We start from the raw sequence: 16,316 nt of genomic DNA on the forward strand, positions 1-16,316 counted from the left end.
CTCGCGGGTGCCGATCACGGCTCCGGCCAGCGCAGCGCGTCGTCGCGGAGCACCGCGTGCGCACCGACGGTCTGGTTGACGATCTGCGTCACCCGCACGTCGACCGCGACGCTGGCCAGCGCCACCGCGTCCGGGCGGCTGAGGCCGTGCAACCGCTGCATGAGGGTGAGCATCGAGTCGAGTGCCAGGAACGTGGCCTCGTCGAGGGACGCGCCGACGCCCAGGGTCAGCCACCCGTCCGGGGTGCGGGCGACCGGGCCGTCGACCGGGAAATCGTCGCGGACGTCGACGGTCAGCGTCACCTCGTCCATCGGGCATTCGATGGCGGTGCCGCCGACCTCACCGTCGCCCTGCGCGGCGTGCCCGTCGCCGACGGAGAACAACGCGCCGTCGACCGGGATCGGCAGCAGGAGGGTGCTGCCGGCGGTGAGGTCCTTGCAGTCCAGGTTTCCGCCCCAGCGGCGCGGCGGGATCGTCGAGTGCCGCCCCGGTTCCGGCGGCGGCATGCCGAGCACCCCCATGAAGGGGCGCAGCGCCACGGTGTGGCCGTGCTGGTTGCGGCCGGTCATGGCTACCGGGTCCAGCGTCCAGGCGTGCACCACCGGCTGTTCCTGCACGCAGCGTTCGTTGAAACCACTCGGCCAGCCGCCGGCCACCGTGGTTCCCCAGCTGGCCGGGATGACCGCGTCGATGCGTACCGCGAGGGTGTGACCGGCGCGGGCACCGCGGACCGCGACCGGACCGACCAGGGCGTGTCCGTGGTCGGGTCAGTGCTGCGCGACCCGGGGGCGGTCCCGATTCGGGCCGCCGGTGTACGGGCCGGCCGACCACCAGCAGTCGAGGGTGCGGTAGGTGACGGTGTCGCCGGGGTCGATGGTGAGCACCGGCGGGAAATCGGGGGAGAAGTGGCCGTGCAGGCTCTCCTCGCCCGGGGTGAGGGAGTGTCGCATCAGTGCAGGCTAGCGGCGTCCGAGCCGCGGGACAGGCCGCCCGGTGCGCGGCGGGTGCCGGGCGCACCCGCCGCGCACGACTCGGTCCGGCGGGGTCAGCCGGAGGTGCAGGAGCGGATCTGCGGACGGGCGCTGCTGTTGCCGTTGGTCATCGTGGTGAAGCCGAAGGTGTTGCCGCTGCCGTTGGAGCGCATGGTCATGACGGTGCCGCTGCTGTCCCAGGTGGCGGTGCCGTTCCAGATGGTGGAGACCCGCTGCGGTGAGGTGAGGACCACGACCACGGTCCACGTGCTCGCGCCGCTGACCGTCACCGACGTGTTGTACCGGTCGCTCCAGACGTTCGTGGTCGTCGCGGTCGCGGTGCAGCTGCCGCCGGACGGGGGCGGGGTGCCACCATCGGGCGGCGGGGTGCTGCCGTCGGGCGCGACCGCCCGGCCGGTGGACGGCGAGATCATGCCGGGGCACAGGTTGCGGCTGGTCAGGTTGGCCATGATCTGGGGGATCGCGTCGCGGGTGTTCTGAATCCCGTCGTGCATGAGGATGACCTGACCGGCCTGGAGGCGGCTCGCGTTGGACACGATCTGGCTGACGCTCGCGCCGTTCCAGTCCTGGGAGTCCACGTCCCAGATCACCTGGCGCAGACCGAGCGACGACGCGACTGACTGAAGCGTCGAGTTGGTCTCCCCGTAGGGGGGCCGGAACAGCGTCGGCCGGACCCCGGTCGCCGACTGGATCGCCGAGTTGGTCTGGGACAGATCCGACTGCATCTGCGCCTGGCTCATCGAGGTCATGTGGGCGTGGTTCCAACTGTGGTTGGCGACCCACATGCCGGCGCTGACCTGTGCCTGCGCGGCCGACCTGTTGTTCTGGACGTTCTGCCCGACGTTGAACATGGTGGCCCGTACGCCGTTGGCGCGCAGCACGTTCAGCAGCGCGCTGGTGCTGCCGGTCGGGCCGTCGTCGAAGGTGAGCCCGACGTATCCGTTGCAGGCGGCGGCGCTCGACGGCGTCGAGGTGGCCGCGAGGACGACGCCGCACATCGCGACGGCGGTGGCGAGGACGGCGAGCACCGCCCGCAGCCGCCTCGACCACAGGGCCGTGCGGGGGAAGAGTCTGTTCATCTGGTGCCCCTTCTCGCAGGCCCGGACGCGCCCCGGTGGGCGGGCGGCACCGTCCGGACAGGTGTGGTGGTGGGAAGGTTCTGACCCGACGTCGATCGCATCGACCTCGATGGATCGGAGTATTACAGCGGGATTTCTCACGCGTCAACAAGTTCCGGAACTGCTCCGGAACGGATCAGGGGGAGCTGATTCGGTGCTCGTCAGGCACGAAGACCCGGTGAGGGGTGCGGGCCAATTATGTGAGCGTGAACAGTTGGCGGCCGGAGATCCGGAAAAAGACCGGAAGTGCCGGTGGCTGTTCCGAGTGTCGCGAGGGCGAATAGTAAAGGTTGTGAACAGATAGTGTTACAGTCACTTCCTTCGATGTCTGGCTGAGCTCTCGGCCGACAGGGTTCAGGAAGGAGTGATCGCATGACGAAACTGCGCGCGCTGGTCGCGCTGGCGGCACTGATCGTCGCCGGGGGACTGGTCGCGGTGATCCCGCCCACCGCCGCGTCGGCGGCGGACTGCTCGGCACCGTGGCAGGCCTCGGCCGTCTACTGGGGAGACGCACGGGTCTCCCACAGCGGCCGCAACTACCGGGCGAAGTGGTGGACCCAGAACGAGGCGCCACCGGGCACGACCGGCGTCTGGGAGGACCTGGGAGCCTGCGGGGGCGGCACCACCCCGCCCACCAACCCGGGTGGCTTCGTGGTCACCGAGGCCCAGTTCAACCAGATGTTCCCGGGCCGCAACTCCTTCTACACGTACGCCGGGCTGGTCGCCGCGCTCAGTGCCTACCCGGCCTTCGCGCGGACCGGCAGCACCACCGTGCAGCGCCAGGAGGCCGCCGCCTTCCTGGCCAACGTGTACCACGAGACCGGTGGGCTCGTGCACATCGTCGAGCAGAACACCGCCAACTACCCGCACTACTGTGACCCCGGCCAGCCCTACGGCTGTCCCGCCGGTCAGTCCGCCTACTACGGGCGCGGGCCGATCCAGCTCAGCTGGAACTTCAACTACAACGCCGCCGGCAACGCCCTCAACCTGCCGCTGCTGACCAACCCCTGGCTGGTGCAGACCGATGCCGCGGTGGCCTGGAAGACCGGCATCTGGTACTGGATGACCCAGAACGGGCCGGGCACCATGACCGCCCACAACGCGATGGTCAACGGCGCCGGGTTCGGTCAGACGATCCGCAGCATCAACGGCTCCATCGAGTGCAACGGCGGAAACCCCGCCCAGGTGCAGAGCCGCGTCACCAGGTACCAACAGTTCGTCGGCATCCTCGGGGTGTCCGCCGGAGCCAACCTCTACTGCTGATCGAGGGCCGCCTCGACGTACGCCACCGCGCGCGTCGAGGCCCGGCCGGCACCGTCGGCGCGGACGACCGGGCCGCGCAGCGACCCCGACGCGTCTACCCGTTGACACGGCGGTGGTGTGCCCGCAACTATCAGCGAACAGTTCACCGCCCCGACCCTCGTTGGCCGCCAACCGGTATGACAACGATGTCAGGGCCCGATCCGGCACCACCACACGCTCCACTCTGCCCAGACGTTCGACGCACTCGACCCGGTTCGAGTCGAAAGGCTCCGTCCCTCATGTCGCATACCCCCCTTGCGCGCCCCCTCTCTCCCCGCCTGGTCGCCGCGACCACAGCCGCCCTGCTACCGCTGGGCCTGCTCGTCGCGCGCCCCTGGCCAACGCCGCCCCCACCCCGGCAACGCCCGGCGGCTTCACCTCATCGTTCGAGTCGGCCGACCCACCAGCGGCCACCAACACCGTGCAGGTCGGCGCGAACGGCAAGCCGATCCAGGCCAACCTGAGCGGTGCGGTCACCACGCTGCCCGGCAGCCTGCTCAAGCAGGTCAGCGCGGTGACCGCGAGCGACGAGAACCAGCCGCGGGAGGTCGCCGCGAACCTCGCCGACGACGACTCGTCGACCAAGTGGCTCGTGTTCCAGCGCACCGGCTGGGTGACCTACCGGTTCGCCGAGCCCGTGACTGTCGCCCGCTACTCGTTGACCTCGGCCAACGACGCGCCGACCCGCGACCCCAGGGACTTCGTCGTGCAGGGGTCCACCGACGGCACCTCGTGGACCGACCTGGACAAGCGATCCGGCGAAAAGTTCGGCGGCCGGTTCGTCACCAACAGGTACAGCTTCACCAACCCGAACGCCTACGCCTACTACCGGCTGAACATCACCGCGAACTCCGGCGACTCCCTGTTGCAACTCGCCGACTGGAACATCAGCGACGGCTCCGACACCCGTCCGCCGGCCACGCCGATGATCAGCGAGACCGCCGCCGGCCCGAACGGTGGTTACACCACCAAGCCGGACGTCGGCTTCACCGGACTGGCCGCGCTGCGCTACTCCGGCGGGGCGGAGGGCAACGGCCGCGCGTACGCGACGAACAAGCTGTTCGACGTCAACGTGCCGGTCGGGCCGAAGACCCGACTGTCGTACAAGATCTTCCCTGAGTACACCGGTGGGGACTCCCGGTACCCGTCCACCTACGCCGCCGTCGACCTGCACTTCACCGACGGCAGCTACCTCAGCGGGCGCTCGCCGGCCGACCAGCACGGCTACCCGCTCACCGGCGCCGGTCAGGGCGCGTCGAAGGTGCTCTTCGCCGACCAGTGGAACCTGGTGCAGGCCGACCTCGGCACCGTCGCGCGGGGCAAGACGATCGACCGCATCCTGCTCTCCTACGACAACCCGCAGGCCACCGGGGAGACCCGGTTCCAGGGGTGGCTCGACGACATCGAGCTGGCGGCCACGCCACCGACGATCGACGGCTCCACGCTCACCAACTACGTCGACACCCGGCGCGGCACCAACTCGACGGGCGGTTTCTCCCGCGGCAACAACCTGCCGATCACCGCGCTGCCGAACGGCTTCAACTTCTTCACCCCGGTGACCGACGCGACCTCCGACTCCTGGGAGTACGAGTACCACCGGATCAACAACGAGGCCAACCTGCCCATGTTGCAGGGCCTTGCGATCTCCCACGAGCCGAGCCCCTGGATGGGCGACCGCAACCAGATGTCGGTCATGCCGGTCGTCGGCGACGGACCGCTCACCGGTGAACCCGCCAGCCGGGCGCTCGCCTTCCGCCACGACGACGAGACGGCACAGCCGGATCTCTACCGGGTCACGCTGCAGAACGGCCTGGTCGCGGAGATGACCCCCACCGACCACGCCGGGATCATGCGGTTCACCTTCCCGACCGGGTCGGCGACCGGAAGCCTCGTCTTCCACAACGGCACGTTCACCATCGGCCCGGACGGCACCCTCACCGGCTGGGTCGACAACGGCAGCCCGCTCTCCGCCGGCCGGAGCCGGATGTTCGTCTCCGCCGCCTTCGACCGGGCGCCGACCGCGTCCACCGCGACGACCGCCACCTTCGACACCACCACGAGCCGGGAGGTGACGCTGCGGCTCGCGACGTCGTTCCTCTCCGTCGAGCAGGCGGGCCGCAACCTCGACCTGGAGGTCACCGGCAAGAGCTTCGACCAGGTTCACGCCGCCGCCACGGCCGCGTGGCAGGACCGGCTCGGCCGGGTCGAGGTGCAGGGCGCCACCGAGGCGCAGCTGGTCTCGATGTACTCGAACCTGTACCGGCTGAACCTCTACCCGAACTCGCAGTCGGAGAACACCGGCACCGCCGCCGCACCGCGCTGGCAGTACGCGAGCCCGGTCTCCGCGCCGACCGGCGCGTCCACCCCCACCCGGACCGGCGCGAAGATCGTCGACGGCCAGATCTACGTCAACAACGGCTTCTGGGACACCTACCGCACCGTGTGGCCCGCCTACGCGCTGCTGTATCCGGACATCGCCGCCAAGATCTCCGACGGGTTCGTCCAGCACTACCGTGACGGCGGCTGGATCGCCCGCTGGTCGTCCCCCGGCTACGCCGACCTGATGACCGGCACCAGCGCCAACGTGGCGCTGGCCCAGGCGTACCTCACCGGGGTCAAGCTGCCCGACCCGCTCGCGGCGTACGACGCGGCCGTCAAGGACGCGACAGTCGCGTCCGGACGCGGCGCGGTCGGGCGCAAGGGCATCGAGACGTCCCTGTTCCTCGGCTACACGCCGACCTCCACCGGGGAGTCGGTCTCCTGGGCGCTGGAGGGCTTCATCAACGACTACGGCATCGGCAACATGGGTGCGGCCCTCGCCAAGGACCCGGCCACGCCGAAGTCGCGGCGCGCCCAACTCCAGGAGGAGTCCCGGTACTTCCTGGAACGGGCCCGCAACTACGTCCACCTCTTCGACTCGAAGACGAAGCTCTTCCAGGGCCGGAACGCGGCCGGCAGCTTCCTCGCCGGTGACCCACTGGACTGGGGTGGCGTCTACACCGAGACCAACGGGTGGAACTTCGCGTTCACCGCACAGCAGGACGGCCGGGGCCTCGCCAACCTCTACGGCGGGCAGCAGGCGCTGCGGGACAAGCTCGACACGTTCTTCAGCACCCCGGAGAACGCCGACCGCCCCGGTGGGTACGGCGGCGTCATCCACGAGATGCTCGAGGCACGCGCGGTGCGGATGGGTCAGCTCGGCATGAGCAACCAGCCGTCGCACCACATCCCGTACATGTACAACTTCGCCGCGCGCCGGCCAAGACCCAGGCGACGGTGCGGGAGATCCTGCGGCGCCTCTACGTCGGCAGCGAGATCGGCCAGGGTTACCTGGGCGACGAGGACAACGGCGAGATGTCGTCCTGGTACATCCTCAGCTCGCTGGGCATCTACCCGCTGCAGGCCGGTTCGTCGGAGTGGACCATCGGCTCGCCGCAGTTCACCAGGATGACAGTGCGGCGCAGCAGCGGCGACATCGTCGTCAACGCCCCGAACAACAGCACGACGAACGTCTACGTGCAGGACGTGAAGGTCAACGGCAAGAAGCAGCGCGGCCTCTCCCTCGACGTGGCCGCGCTCGCCAGGGGCGGCACCATCGACTTCCAGATGGGCCCCCGCCCGTCGTCCTGGGGCACCGGCAGGAACGACGCGCCACCGTCGCTGACCACTGGCGACGAGACGCCGAAGCCGTTGCAGGACGTGACCGGCCCCGGTCTCGGCACCGCGACCGCCACCGGCGGTCAGGACGCCTCGAAGCTGTTCGACGACTCGTCGACCACGCAGCTCACCTTCGCCTCGGCGACCCCGCAGGTCACCTGGGCGTCTCGCGCCGGCAAGCAGCAGCCGAGGCACTACACCGTCACGTCCGGGGCGGGCGCGGGCGATCCGGCGGACTGGCGGTTGCAGGGCTCCAACGACGGGATCACCTGGACCACCGTCGACTCCCGCGCCGACCAGGTGTTCCCGTGGCGTAACCAGACCCGGCCGTACCAGATCGACAAGCCGGGCCGGTTCGCGCAGTTCCGCCTCGCCGTCACCAGGACCGTCGGTGCCGAGCGGACCACCCTCGCCGAGGTTGAGCTGCTCGCCGGCGGTGACCTCGACCTGGGCGGCGGCGACATCGCGGTGACCGCCGCGACCGACGTGCACGCGACGAACGGCACGCCCGTCTCGGTGCCGCTGGCCACCGTCACCGGCGGCAACGCCGACGGCTACCGGGCCACCATCGACTGGGGTGACGGCACGCCGGTCACCGAGGGCACCGTGACGCCCAGCTCGCGGGCCGTCTACCAGGTCGGTGGGTCGCACACCTACGCCACGCCGGGCTACCACCAGGCGAACGTCATGGTCACCGATGGCGAGAGCCAGAGCTCCGCGACGGTCGGCGTCCAGGTGGGGTACGCCCCGACGTCCGGCCTCAGCGCCGCGTTCGACAGCGTCTGCATCGGCGACGAGAGCGTCCTCGCGGCGGACTGCGACGCCAAGACGTGGGCGTACTCGCGGGCCGCGCTGGCGGCGGCCGGCGTGACCCCGGGCCAGCAACAGCAGGTGCCGGGCACGGCGCTGCGGTTCACGCTGCCGGTGATCCCGGCCGGGCAGCCGGACAACGCCACCGGCAACGGGGCGACCGTCGCTCTCGACCTGCCGGACGACGCCACCAGCATCTCGTTCGTCGGCGCCGGAACGCAGGGCAACCAGAGCACCACCGGCACGGCGACGTTCAGCGACGGCAGCACCGCCAGCATCCCGATCGAGATGAGCGACTGGACGCTGGGCGGCAACGCCAACGGCACCCCCTCCTACGGCAACGTCATCGTCGCCAGGACGGCGTACCGGCTGCACGGCACGAGCCGCGACGGCGCGCAGCCGTTCCTGTTCGCCACCGCGCCGTACCAGATCCCGGCGGGCAAGACGCTGGTGTCGGTGACCCTGCCGACGCAGACCGGTGACCCTCGCACCGCTGGTCGGATCCACGTGTTCGCCGTGGCCAACGACGGCACGCCCGTCCCGGCGCTGACCACCGTCGCTGCGAAGGACCAGACGGCGAAGGCCGGGCAGGTGCTCACGGCGAACCTGGGCTCGGTGAACGGCGGCGTTCCCGGCACGACCGGCTACCGGGCCCGGGTCCAGTGGGGTGACGGCACGGTTCCGCAGGACGTGACGATCGGCGCGTCCGGTGCGATGAGCGGGCAGCACAGCTACCCGCGCGAGGGCACCTACACCGTGCGGGTCACCGTGTGGGACACGCTGTCGAGCAGCACCGGGTCCTTCACCGTGACTGTGGAACGCGGCGGGTCCCAGCCGGCGATCGCGCTCGCCGCGGCCGGCACCGTCCGCACCGGCGGCGCGGTCACCATCGAGGGCCGTGGGTTCGCCGCCGGCGAGCAGGTGACCGTCAGCGTCGGCACCGACCCGGGCCGGACCACGAAGGTCGTGGCCTCCGCGACGGGAACGGTCCGCGCCTCGGTGCCGACCTCCGGGAACGCGCAACCGGGCCGGTACGCCGTCACCGCGACGGGCGCTTCCTCGGGTGTCCCGGCCACGGCCACCGTGCGGGTGACCGAGCAGGTCCAGGCGCCGGCCTACCGGCCACGGATGGTGTTGACGACCACCTCGGGGCCGCGCGGAACGTCGATCACGGTGGACGGTTCCGGGTTCGCACCGAACGAGGCGGTCACGGTCGTCTTCGGCAACGGGCTGGCGGTCAGCACCGTGCGCGCGAATGGTGACGGCGTCCTCTCCGGCGCGACGGTGAGCGTTCCGGGGCCGGCGAAGCCGGGCGCGACAAGCGTCACGCTGACCGGTGCGACGTCGGCGACGAAGGTGTCCCGACCGTTCACCGTCACCGGGTAGCACCGGGGAGGTAGCAGCGCCGCCGTGGGCGGGCCGTGAACACGGCCCGCCCACGGCCGTGTCCGGGCACGAGCACGCTCCCGGCCGTCGTCAAGCCGGCGGCAGCAGTGCGTCGACCAGGTCGCGCAGTGGCCCGACGAGGTCCTGTTCGGTGGCGGAACTCAGCGGTTCCAGCTGAATCGAGGAGGACCGCAGGACCGCGGCCCCGATCGCCGCGGCGATCGCCATCTGGGCGCGCAGGAGGGTCTGTTCACTGCCCGGTTCGTCGGGACGCCACCCTCTGGCCGCGGCCAACTGTTCGCTGGACCGGCTCAGGACGCCGCGCCGGATCTCGTCGGCCGCCGCGTCGCCGGAGGAGCGCAGCAGCAGCGCGAGCTGACTGGACAGCCCCGCCGCGCCGAGGCCGGCGATGTGCCGGGCGATGGCCTCGGGCACCTGGTCGGCCGGCGTCTGGCCGGTCGTCCGGCGCAGTTCGTCGCCCGCGGCCCGCAGGCAGGCCTCGAACAGGCCCTCTTTGGAGGAGAAGTAGCGGCTGATCAGCGCCACGTTGACGCCCGCGTCGTCGGCGATGTCGCGGACGGTGGTCGCCGCGTAGCCGTCGCGGGCGAAGCGTCGGCGAGCGGCGTCGAGGAGGAGTTGCCGGGTCTGGCTGGCGTCCCGGCGTCGACGGCGGGCCGGTGCGCTGGCGGCCGGGACGGTTTCGCTGCTCACGGGGGCAGGCCGTTCTGCGGTCACGACGCGTCCTCTCCTCGCGGTGGCTTGCTGGTCACAGTGCCGCCCTCAGCCGATCAATCGGGCAGCCAGATCCGCACCTGTGAGGTATATCGCTATCCGCACCTCCAGCCGCTGATCCCGCCCCGCCGGGGAGTAAGCATACTGGGTAAGTCAGCAAGCGTTTACATCTAGCCTCGGGGATTCCATGACCCAGACCATCCAGGAGCCGGCCCACGCCGGCTCCCCGGCCAGCGCCACCCCGCGCGCCAACAGCACCCTCCTGGTGCTGTACCTGTCGCTGGGCGGCTTGGCGTTCGCGGTGCTCCAGTCGCTGGTGGCACCGGCGCTGTCGACAATCGCGAGAGACCTGGGCGTCTCCACCGGAGACATCAGCTGGGTGCTCACGGCGTACCTGTTGGCGGCCTCCGTGCTGACGCCCATCCTCGGCCGGCTCGGCGACATGGTCGGCAAACGCCGGGTCCTGATCGGCGTCCTCGCCGCCCTCGCGGCGGGAACCCTGCTCGCCGCCCTGGCCCCCAACCTGGGCGTGCTGATCGTCGCGCGGGCCCTACAGGGCGCGGCCGGAGCGATCCTGCCCCTGTCGATCGGCATCGTCCGCGACGAACTGCCCCGGGAGAAGGTGGGCGTCACCGTCGGCCTGCTCTCGGCGATCTTCGGTGTCGGCGCCGGCGTCGGCATCGTCGCCGCCGGCCCGATCGTGGAGCACCTGTCCTGGCACTGGCTGTTCTGGCTGCCGCTGGTCCTCGTCGTCGTCGCGCTGCTCGGGGCCGTCTTCGGGATGCCCGAGTCCCGGGTCCGCACGCCCGGCCGGCTCGACATGCTCGGCGCCGCCATCCTGTCGGTGTCGCTGGTGTCGCTGCTGCTGGCCGTCAGCAAGGGGCAGGGCTGGGGCTGGGTGGGGACGAGGACCATCGGTCTGTTCGTGCTCGGTGTGCTCGCGCTGGTCGCGTTCGTCCTGGTCGAGCTGCGGGTACGCGAGCCGCTCATCGACATGCGCCTGATGCGGATCCGCGGTGTCTGGGCCACCGACCTGGTCGCCCTGATCCTCGGCTTCGCGATGTTCGGCACGTTCGTGCTGGTGCCGACCCTGCTCCAACTGCCTGCGGTCACCGGGTACGGGTTCGGCAAGACGGTGTCGCAGGCGGGGCTGTTCCTGCTGCCCACCGTCCTGATGATGGTGATCTTCGGCCCCCTCGCCGGTCTGCTGGACCGTCGCTTCGGTCCCAAGGTCCCGATGTTCCTCGGCGCGGTGGCGTCGTCGTCGCGTTCGTGCTGCCGGCCCTCGCCCACGGCGCGACCTGGCAGGTGCTGCTCTCCGGAGTGCTCACCGGCGCCGGCATCGGGCTGTCGTTCGCGGCCATGTCCAACGCCATCATCGAGAGCGTCCCGGCCGGCCAGACCGGTGAGGCGAGCGGCGTCAACACCATCGCGCGGACGATCGGCAGCAGCATCGGCGCGGCCGTGGTCGCGGCCGTCATCACCTCGCACAGCACCCCTCAGGGTCTGCCCACCGACGCGGCGTTCACCACCGGGTTCTGGGTCTGCGCGGGCGTCGCCGTGTTGGCCGTCCTCGCCGCGCTCGCGCTGCCCTCGGCGCGTCGGCGTCACCAGCAGGCGGTCGCCGCCGGTGTCGACGACCTCCCGCCCGAGCCGGTCGAACTACACCTGCCGCACCGCCACCACTGAGCGGACGCTCGGGCCGCGTCCACCCATCCGGTGCGACGTGGCCCGAGCCTGACCCGCCGATTTGGCGGGGGCGGTCACCCCGCCGGCGGCGGGCTCAGTCGTAGCTGCCACCGGGCACCCTGACTGGTGAGTCGGACGATGGCCAACGGCTCCACGTCCAGCTGCCGGTACGTCGCCAACGGCAGGTCGAGGGCGTGGACCAGCGCGACCCGGATCACCAGGGGATGGGTCACCGCGATGATCCGTTGACCAGCGGCGCGCCGTTCGTCCAGCCAGCGACCGACCCGGTCCCGCACCGACGCGACGGACTCGCCGCCCGGCGGCGCGCGGTCCACGTCGGACATCCATTCGCGCAGCGCCTGCGGCTGCTCGGTGGCGATCTCCTCGAACGACCGTCCGGTCCAGTCCCCGTAGTCACAGTCGGCCAGCACCGCGTCGACGGTGGCCAGCAGGCCGAGAAGCTCTGCGGTCTGGGTGGCGGCCGCCGCCGGGCTGGATTGGACGGTGTCGTTGACGCCGAGCGGCCCACCCCGTCCCGCTCCGGCGTGGGCCTGGGCGTGGGCGGCCCGGCGGCCGCCCTCGTCCAAGCCGTCATTTGGTGCGCCGAAGCGGGCCCGGCGAAGAGCCGCGGTGTGCGCGTGGGCGACCAGCCGGAGGCTGGTCGCGGTCATGTGCTCCGCAGTGCGTCGGTGCCGGACCGGCGTCGCCACTCGCGGTGCATCAGGGCCGCGAACAGCAGGCCGATCCCGGTCCAGAGCACGACCTGGGTGCCGAGGGAGGCCAGCCGGAAGTCCCACAGCAGGGCGGCGGGGAAGTTCGCCGGAACCTCCTGGAAGGAGGGCATCACCACGTACGACACTGCCGCGACCAGCAGAAACCCGCCCACGGCTGCGGCCGCGCGCTGCCACGCTGGCGCCTGCGCGCCGACCGACCGGTAGCCCAACGAGCCCGCCCACACCGCCACCAGGCCGAGCACCACCATCAGCAGGTAGGTGACGGTCCGCTGGTTGATGGTGGCCGGGTCGCCGACCGCCGGTGGGTTCGCCGGGTACTTGAGGAACGGCACGATCACCGCGCCCAACAGCGCCGCGCCGGCCAGCGACAGGCCCGAGCGACCGTCGTCGTAGCTGCGCCGCCGACGGGACAGCAGGACGTACGCCGTGGCCAGCAGACCACCCATCGCGGCACCGAACAGCCCGGTGGCCAGGAACAGGCCGCCGCGTTGACCACTGCGGCTGACCAGGGCGTCCTCGTGGTCGTGCGCGCCGGCGGCAGGCTCGGCGTGGGTCGCCGCCTCCTCGATGGCGATGGCCGCCTCGACCCGCGGCTCGCCGGCGACATAGGCGAATGTGCCGGCGAGCAGACCGGCGACCAGACCGGCGAGCAGGCCGCGGACGAGGACAGCGAAGAACGGCGGAGCGGTGGTGGTCAGTGGCACGGAACACCCAGCAGGTGCCGACCGTCGTGCATCAGCTCGTGCAGGTACGTCCCGCTGCGCGACACCGCCCCCTGGTCGAAGGCGACGAGGTAGGCCAGCAGGGTGAGCACGGCGACGGTCGCCAGGACCGTCCACAGCAGACGGGCGGTGCCGGCGGGGTGTACCACGGGCTGGGTGGAAGCGGAGCTAGACATGATCCACGAACCTCTCCAGGGATGACGCGTCCCCATCGCAAGGCTGCGGACGACCGAGCGTCCTGGCTCGCGGCCCCATGGAGGTGCCGCTCACAGTGGCGCGACCGCGCCGGAATCAAACCGGCTTCCCTCGCGTCGCCGCAGATAGTGGCCTGACGGTATCGGTGCCGCCTCGGGCGGTCAACCCGGCCTCGCGGGCGCGTACATCTCCAATCGTCGATATCGGACGCCTCGGGTGGGATCCTCGCGGCCCGCCGCTGCCCGGCTTCGCGGCGTCGGCGTCCGCACTGTCGGTCGAATCATCAGACCAAAAGCCAGTCCTGCTGGCACCTTCCCCGCGAGGACAAGGGGGATCGGTCAGCGGTCGTGACCTGAGGAGGCCAAAAGATACGATGCCTCGGTCCCCGCCGGTGTTTCTGCGCCCCGCGGTCAACCTGTTACCGCTAACATGGTCAATCTGCCAGTCCGGGTCGGAGGCACGGGTCGTCCCGGACGTGCGACCGGTGGCTGAGCGGAGTGTCAGGTGGACGGGAACGTGCCAGGGTGGGTCCGATGACGACCGGTGCTGTCCCGTCTCGGCCCGGCATCGTCGACGCGCACCACCACCTCTGGGTCCGGGCGCGGCATCCGCAGCCGTGGATCGACCCGTCCACCATGGCCGCGATCGACAGGGATTTCACCCTTGTCGAACTCGCGCCGGAGACCCGGGCGGTCGGGGTCACCCAGACCGTCGTCGTGCAGTCCGTCGCGGTCCGCTCGGAGACATCCGAGCTGCTGGGCGTCGCCGCCGACGACCCGCTCGTCGCCGGGGTCGTCGGCTGGGTCGACCTCACCGCCCGCGATGTCGCCGAGCGCCTGGACCGGCTTCGGGAGGCGCGCGGCGGGGCATGGCTCGTCGGAATCCGTCACCTGGTCCAGTCCGAGCCCGATCCGGGGTACCTCGACCGTCCCGACGTTCGGCGGGGCATCGCCGCCGTCGGTGCCGCCGGCCTCGCCTTCGACCTGCTGGTACGCCATCAGCAGTTGCCGGCGGCCACCCGGCTGGTCCGCGACCTACCCCAGGTGCGGTTCGTCCTGGACCATCTCGGCAAGCCGCCACTCGGGCGGGCCGATCTCGGTGACTGGCCCGGTGACCTGCGGGCGCTTGCCGCCGAGCCCAACACGACCGCGAAGCTCTCCGGCCTGGTGACCGAGGTGAGCGGGGCGCCCTGGACGCCGGCGGACCTGCGGCCCGCCGTCGAGCACGCGCTCGACGTGTTCGGCCCGGACCGGCTGATGTACGGCTCGGACTGGCCGGTGTGCCTGCTCGCCACCTCGTACTCCCGCTGGCTGACCTGCCTCGCCGAGCTGCTGGGCCCGCTGGGCGAGGACGAGCGTGCGGCGATCTGGCGGGGCACTGCCGGTCGGGCGTACCGGCTGGCGGCGTCGTGACCCGGCGCGGGCTCGTGGGTTCGCCGCCGGCCGGGCGGGTGTCGCCGGGCGGGCGTCGATCCGTCGGGTGACCGGCGCGGGCGGTCGAACGTGGGCCGTCGTGGGTCGGCCCGGAGCAACCGACCGGGCCCACGGACCCCTGTGGAGGAATAGCGTGTTATCGATAACATGCTCGCGGCGGACCGGTTGCGCGGCATGCCACTTCTCGCCGGGCCAGTGTGGATCGTGGCCGGTCGGGCGTCCGCTGACCCGGCCGGACCGGACGGGCCCGGGTCGCCCGGCCGCAGTTGTGCCGGTTTGATCAGACGTATGCGTGTGGCGGCTCCGGTAACGATGACAAAACATGGTCGTAAGGCCTTGGCAACACGCGTGGATGCATGGCATGGTAACGCCTGATCAAGGGAAACATCCGATCTATCTCCATCGTGGGGCGGGTTCCCGTCCAGGGCCGTTCCCACCGAGGAGGCTCGGTTGCTCACAGGTGCTTGGCTCGCCGGCGGAGTCCCCGCCGCGCGCCGGCCCCATGCTTGGGGAGGTCAGGTCCGACGATGAGTACCGTCGAGGCACCCGCCGACGCGCAGCGCGGCGAACTCAGTGACTGGTTACGGGAACGGATCTCCCACGCCGTCTCCGAGTTCACCGCCGCCACCGCGTTGGTCGTCCTGTTCGTCGCGTTGACCTTCGCGAGTCCCTACTTCCTGACAACTGACAACCTCTTCAACATCGGCGCGCAGACGGCGGTGATCGCCATCATCGCGACCGCGCAGACGATGGTCATCATCACCAAGGGCATCGACCTGTCCGTGGGATCGGTGGCGGCGCTCGCCGGCGTGCTGGGCGCGATGGTCGTGCGCGACCTGGGCTTCCCGCTCTGGGCGGCGACGGCTGTCGCGATCGGCGTCGGCGCCCTGGCCGGGCTGTTGAACGGGTTGTTGGTGACCGCGGCGAGAATCCCGCCGTTCATCGCGACGCTGGGGACGATGTCGGTGGGCCGTGGTCTGGTCTTCATCATCACCGGGGCGGTCGGCGTCTACGGTCTGCCCCGTTCGTTCCAGCTGCTCGGCAACGGGGAGATCATGGGCATCCCGTTCGCCGTCGTGATCACCGTTCTGGTCGCCGTCGGGGTCGCCTTCCTGCTCTCCCAGACCCGCTTCGGTCAGTACACCTACGCGATGGGCTCCAACCTGGAGGCCGCCCGCCGCTCCGGCATCCGGGTGGGTCGCCACCTGACCGGGGTGTACGTGTTGGCGGGTGTGCTGGTCGGGCTCGGTGGCATGATCGCCGCCTCCCGGGTCAACTCCGGGCAGCCGAACTACGGCATCTCGCTGGAGCTCGACGTCATCGCCGCCGCGGTCATCGGCGGCGCCAGCCTGTTCGGCGGTCAGGGCCGGATCGTCGGAACGATCATCGGCGCCTTCCTCATCGCCCTGGTGCGCAACGGCGCCGTCCTGCTCGACATCAGCATCCACTACCAGCAGGTGATCGTCGGCGTGATCATCTGGGCCGCGGTCTACTTCGACCAGTACCGCCGCCGGCGGCTGGAATCACGGGGTTGACATGCCATTCC

General features: G+C 71.0%; 12 protein-coding genes, 2 pseudogenes and 1 riboswitch. Of the genes and pseudogenes, 7 read left to right on the forward strand and 7 right to left on the reverse strand.

What is annotated here, in order from left to right:
- Positions 1 to 14: 14 nt before the first annotated feature.
- From JM949_RS05430 to JM949_RS05440, 3 genes are all read right to left on the reverse strand, one after another.
- On the reverse strand, positions 15 to 617 hold the full coding sequence (locus JM949_RS05430) for an acetamidase/formamidase family protein (protein ID WP_203147340.1): 603 nt from the start codon (positions 615 to 617) through the stop codon (positions 15 to 17).
- 150 nt (positions 618 to 767) lie between these two features.
- Positions 768 to 950, reverse strand: a complete 183-nt coding sequence (locus JM949_RS05435; RefSeq protein ID WP_203147341.1) for a hypothetical protein — start codon at positions 948 to 950, stop codon at positions 768 to 770.
- 95 nt (positions 951 to 1,045) lie between these two features.
- Positions 1,046 to 2,071: a polysaccharide deacetylase family protein gene (locus tag JM949_RS05440; protein ID WP_203147342.1), complete on the reverse strand. Its 1,026-nt coding sequence runs from the start codon at positions 2,069 to 2,071 to the stop codon at positions 1,046 to 1,048.
- Positions 2,072 to 2,482: 411 nt separating this feature from the next.
- Between JM949_RS05440 and JM949_RS05445 the strand changes: the two genes are divergently transcribed.
- The 3 genes and pseudogenes from JM949_RS05445 (at position 2,483) to JM949_RS39570 (ending at position 9,265) form a co-directional block, all read left to right on the forward strand.
- Positions 2,483 to 3,373, forward strand: coding sequence for a glycoside hydrolase family 19 protein (locus JM949_RS05445; protein WP_203147343.1), 891 nt, complete (start codon positions 2,483 to 2,485; stop codon positions 3,371 to 3,373).
- A gap of 553 nt (positions 3,374 to 3,926) precedes the next feature.
- Positions 3,927 to 6,967 (forward strand): annotated as a pseudogene (locus JM949_RS39565) (GH92 family glycosyl hydrolase); the annotation flags it as partial.
- 1,200 nt (positions 6,968 to 8,167) lie between these two features.
- Positions 8,168 to 9,265, forward strand: coding sequence for a PKD domain-containing protein (locus JM949_RS39570; RefSeq protein WP_407664693.1), 1,098 nt, complete (start codon positions 8,168 to 8,170; stop codon positions 9,263 to 9,265).
- A 90-nt stretch (positions 9,266 to 9,355) separates the two neighbouring features.
- On the opposite strand, the gene JM949_RS38970 is transcribed toward JM949_RS39570, so the two are convergent.
- Positions 9,356 to 9,976, reverse strand: a complete 621-nt coding sequence (locus JM949_RS38970; RefSeq protein ID WP_203147344.1) for a TetR family transcriptional regulator — start codon at positions 9,974 to 9,976, stop codon at positions 9,356 to 9,358.
- A gap of 208 nt (positions 9,977 to 10,184) precedes the next feature.
- Here JM949_RS38970 and JM949_RS36510 point away from each other — a divergent pair.
- Positions 10,185 to 10,730 (forward strand): annotated as a pseudogene (locus JM949_RS36510) (MFS transporter); the annotation flags it as partial.
- A gap of 590 nt (positions 10,731 to 11,320) precedes the next feature.
- The gene (locus JM949_RS36515) at positions 11,321 to 11,686 is read left to right on the forward strand and encodes an MFS transporter (RefSeq protein WP_407664694.1); all 366 of its coding nucleotides are present in this window, start codon (positions 11,321 to 11,323) and stop codon (positions 11,684 to 11,686) included.
- Between the two features lie 74 nt (positions 11,687 to 11,760).
- On the opposite strand, the gene JM949_RS05465 is transcribed toward JM949_RS36515, so the two are convergent.
- From JM949_RS05465 to JM949_RS05475, 3 genes are read right to left on the reverse strand one after another with little or no spacing between them, the layout of a single operon-like run.
- On the reverse strand, positions 11,761 to 12,357 hold the full coding sequence (locus JM949_RS05465) for a histidine phosphatase family protein (protein WP_203147345.1): 597 nt from the start codon (positions 12,355 to 12,357) through the stop codon (positions 11,761 to 11,763).
- On the reverse strand, positions 12,354 to 13,124 hold the full coding sequence (locus tag JM949_RS05470) for a CbtA family protein (RefSeq protein WP_203147346.1): 771 nt from the start codon (positions 13,122 to 13,124) through the stop codon (positions 12,354 to 12,356). The genes JM949_RS05465 and JM949_RS05470 overlap by 4 nt, the downstream gene beginning before the upstream one ends.
- A complete protein-coding gene (locus JM949_RS05475) occupies positions 13,115 to 13,318 on the reverse strand; it encodes a CbtB domain-containing protein (RefSeq protein ID WP_203147347.1) in 204 nt (67 codons plus the stop codon). Before JM949_RS05475 ends, JM949_RS05470 begins: the two co-directional genes overlap by 10 nt.
- A 57-nt stretch (positions 13,319 to 13,375) precedes the next feature.
- Positions 13,376 to 13,447, reverse strand: a riboswitch (cobalamin riboswitch).
- 423 nt (positions 13,448 to 13,870) lie between these two features.
- On the opposite strand from JM949_RS05475, the gene JM949_RS05480 reads away from it, so the two are divergent.
- Positions 13,871 to 14,749 carry an amidohydrolase family protein gene (locus tag JM949_RS05480; protein ID WP_203147348.1) on the forward strand — a complete coding sequence of 293 codons (879 nt, stop codon included), beginning with the start codon at positions 13,871 to 13,873 and terminating at the stop codon, positions 14,747 to 14,749.
- Between the two features lie 548 nt (positions 14,750 to 15,297).
- Positions 15,298 to 16,305, forward strand: a complete 1,008-nt coding sequence (locus JM949_RS05485) for an ABC transporter permease (RefSeq protein ID WP_203147349.1) — start codon at positions 15,298 to 15,300, stop codon at positions 16,303 to 16,305.
- The last annotated feature ends 11 nt before the right edge of the window (positions 16,306 to 16,316 follow it).

The sequence above is a fragment of the Micromonospora tarensis genome (assembly GCF_016803395.1).
Lineage (GTDB): Bacteria > Actinomycetota > Actinomycetes > Mycobacteriales > Micromonosporaceae > Micromonospora > Micromonospora tarensis.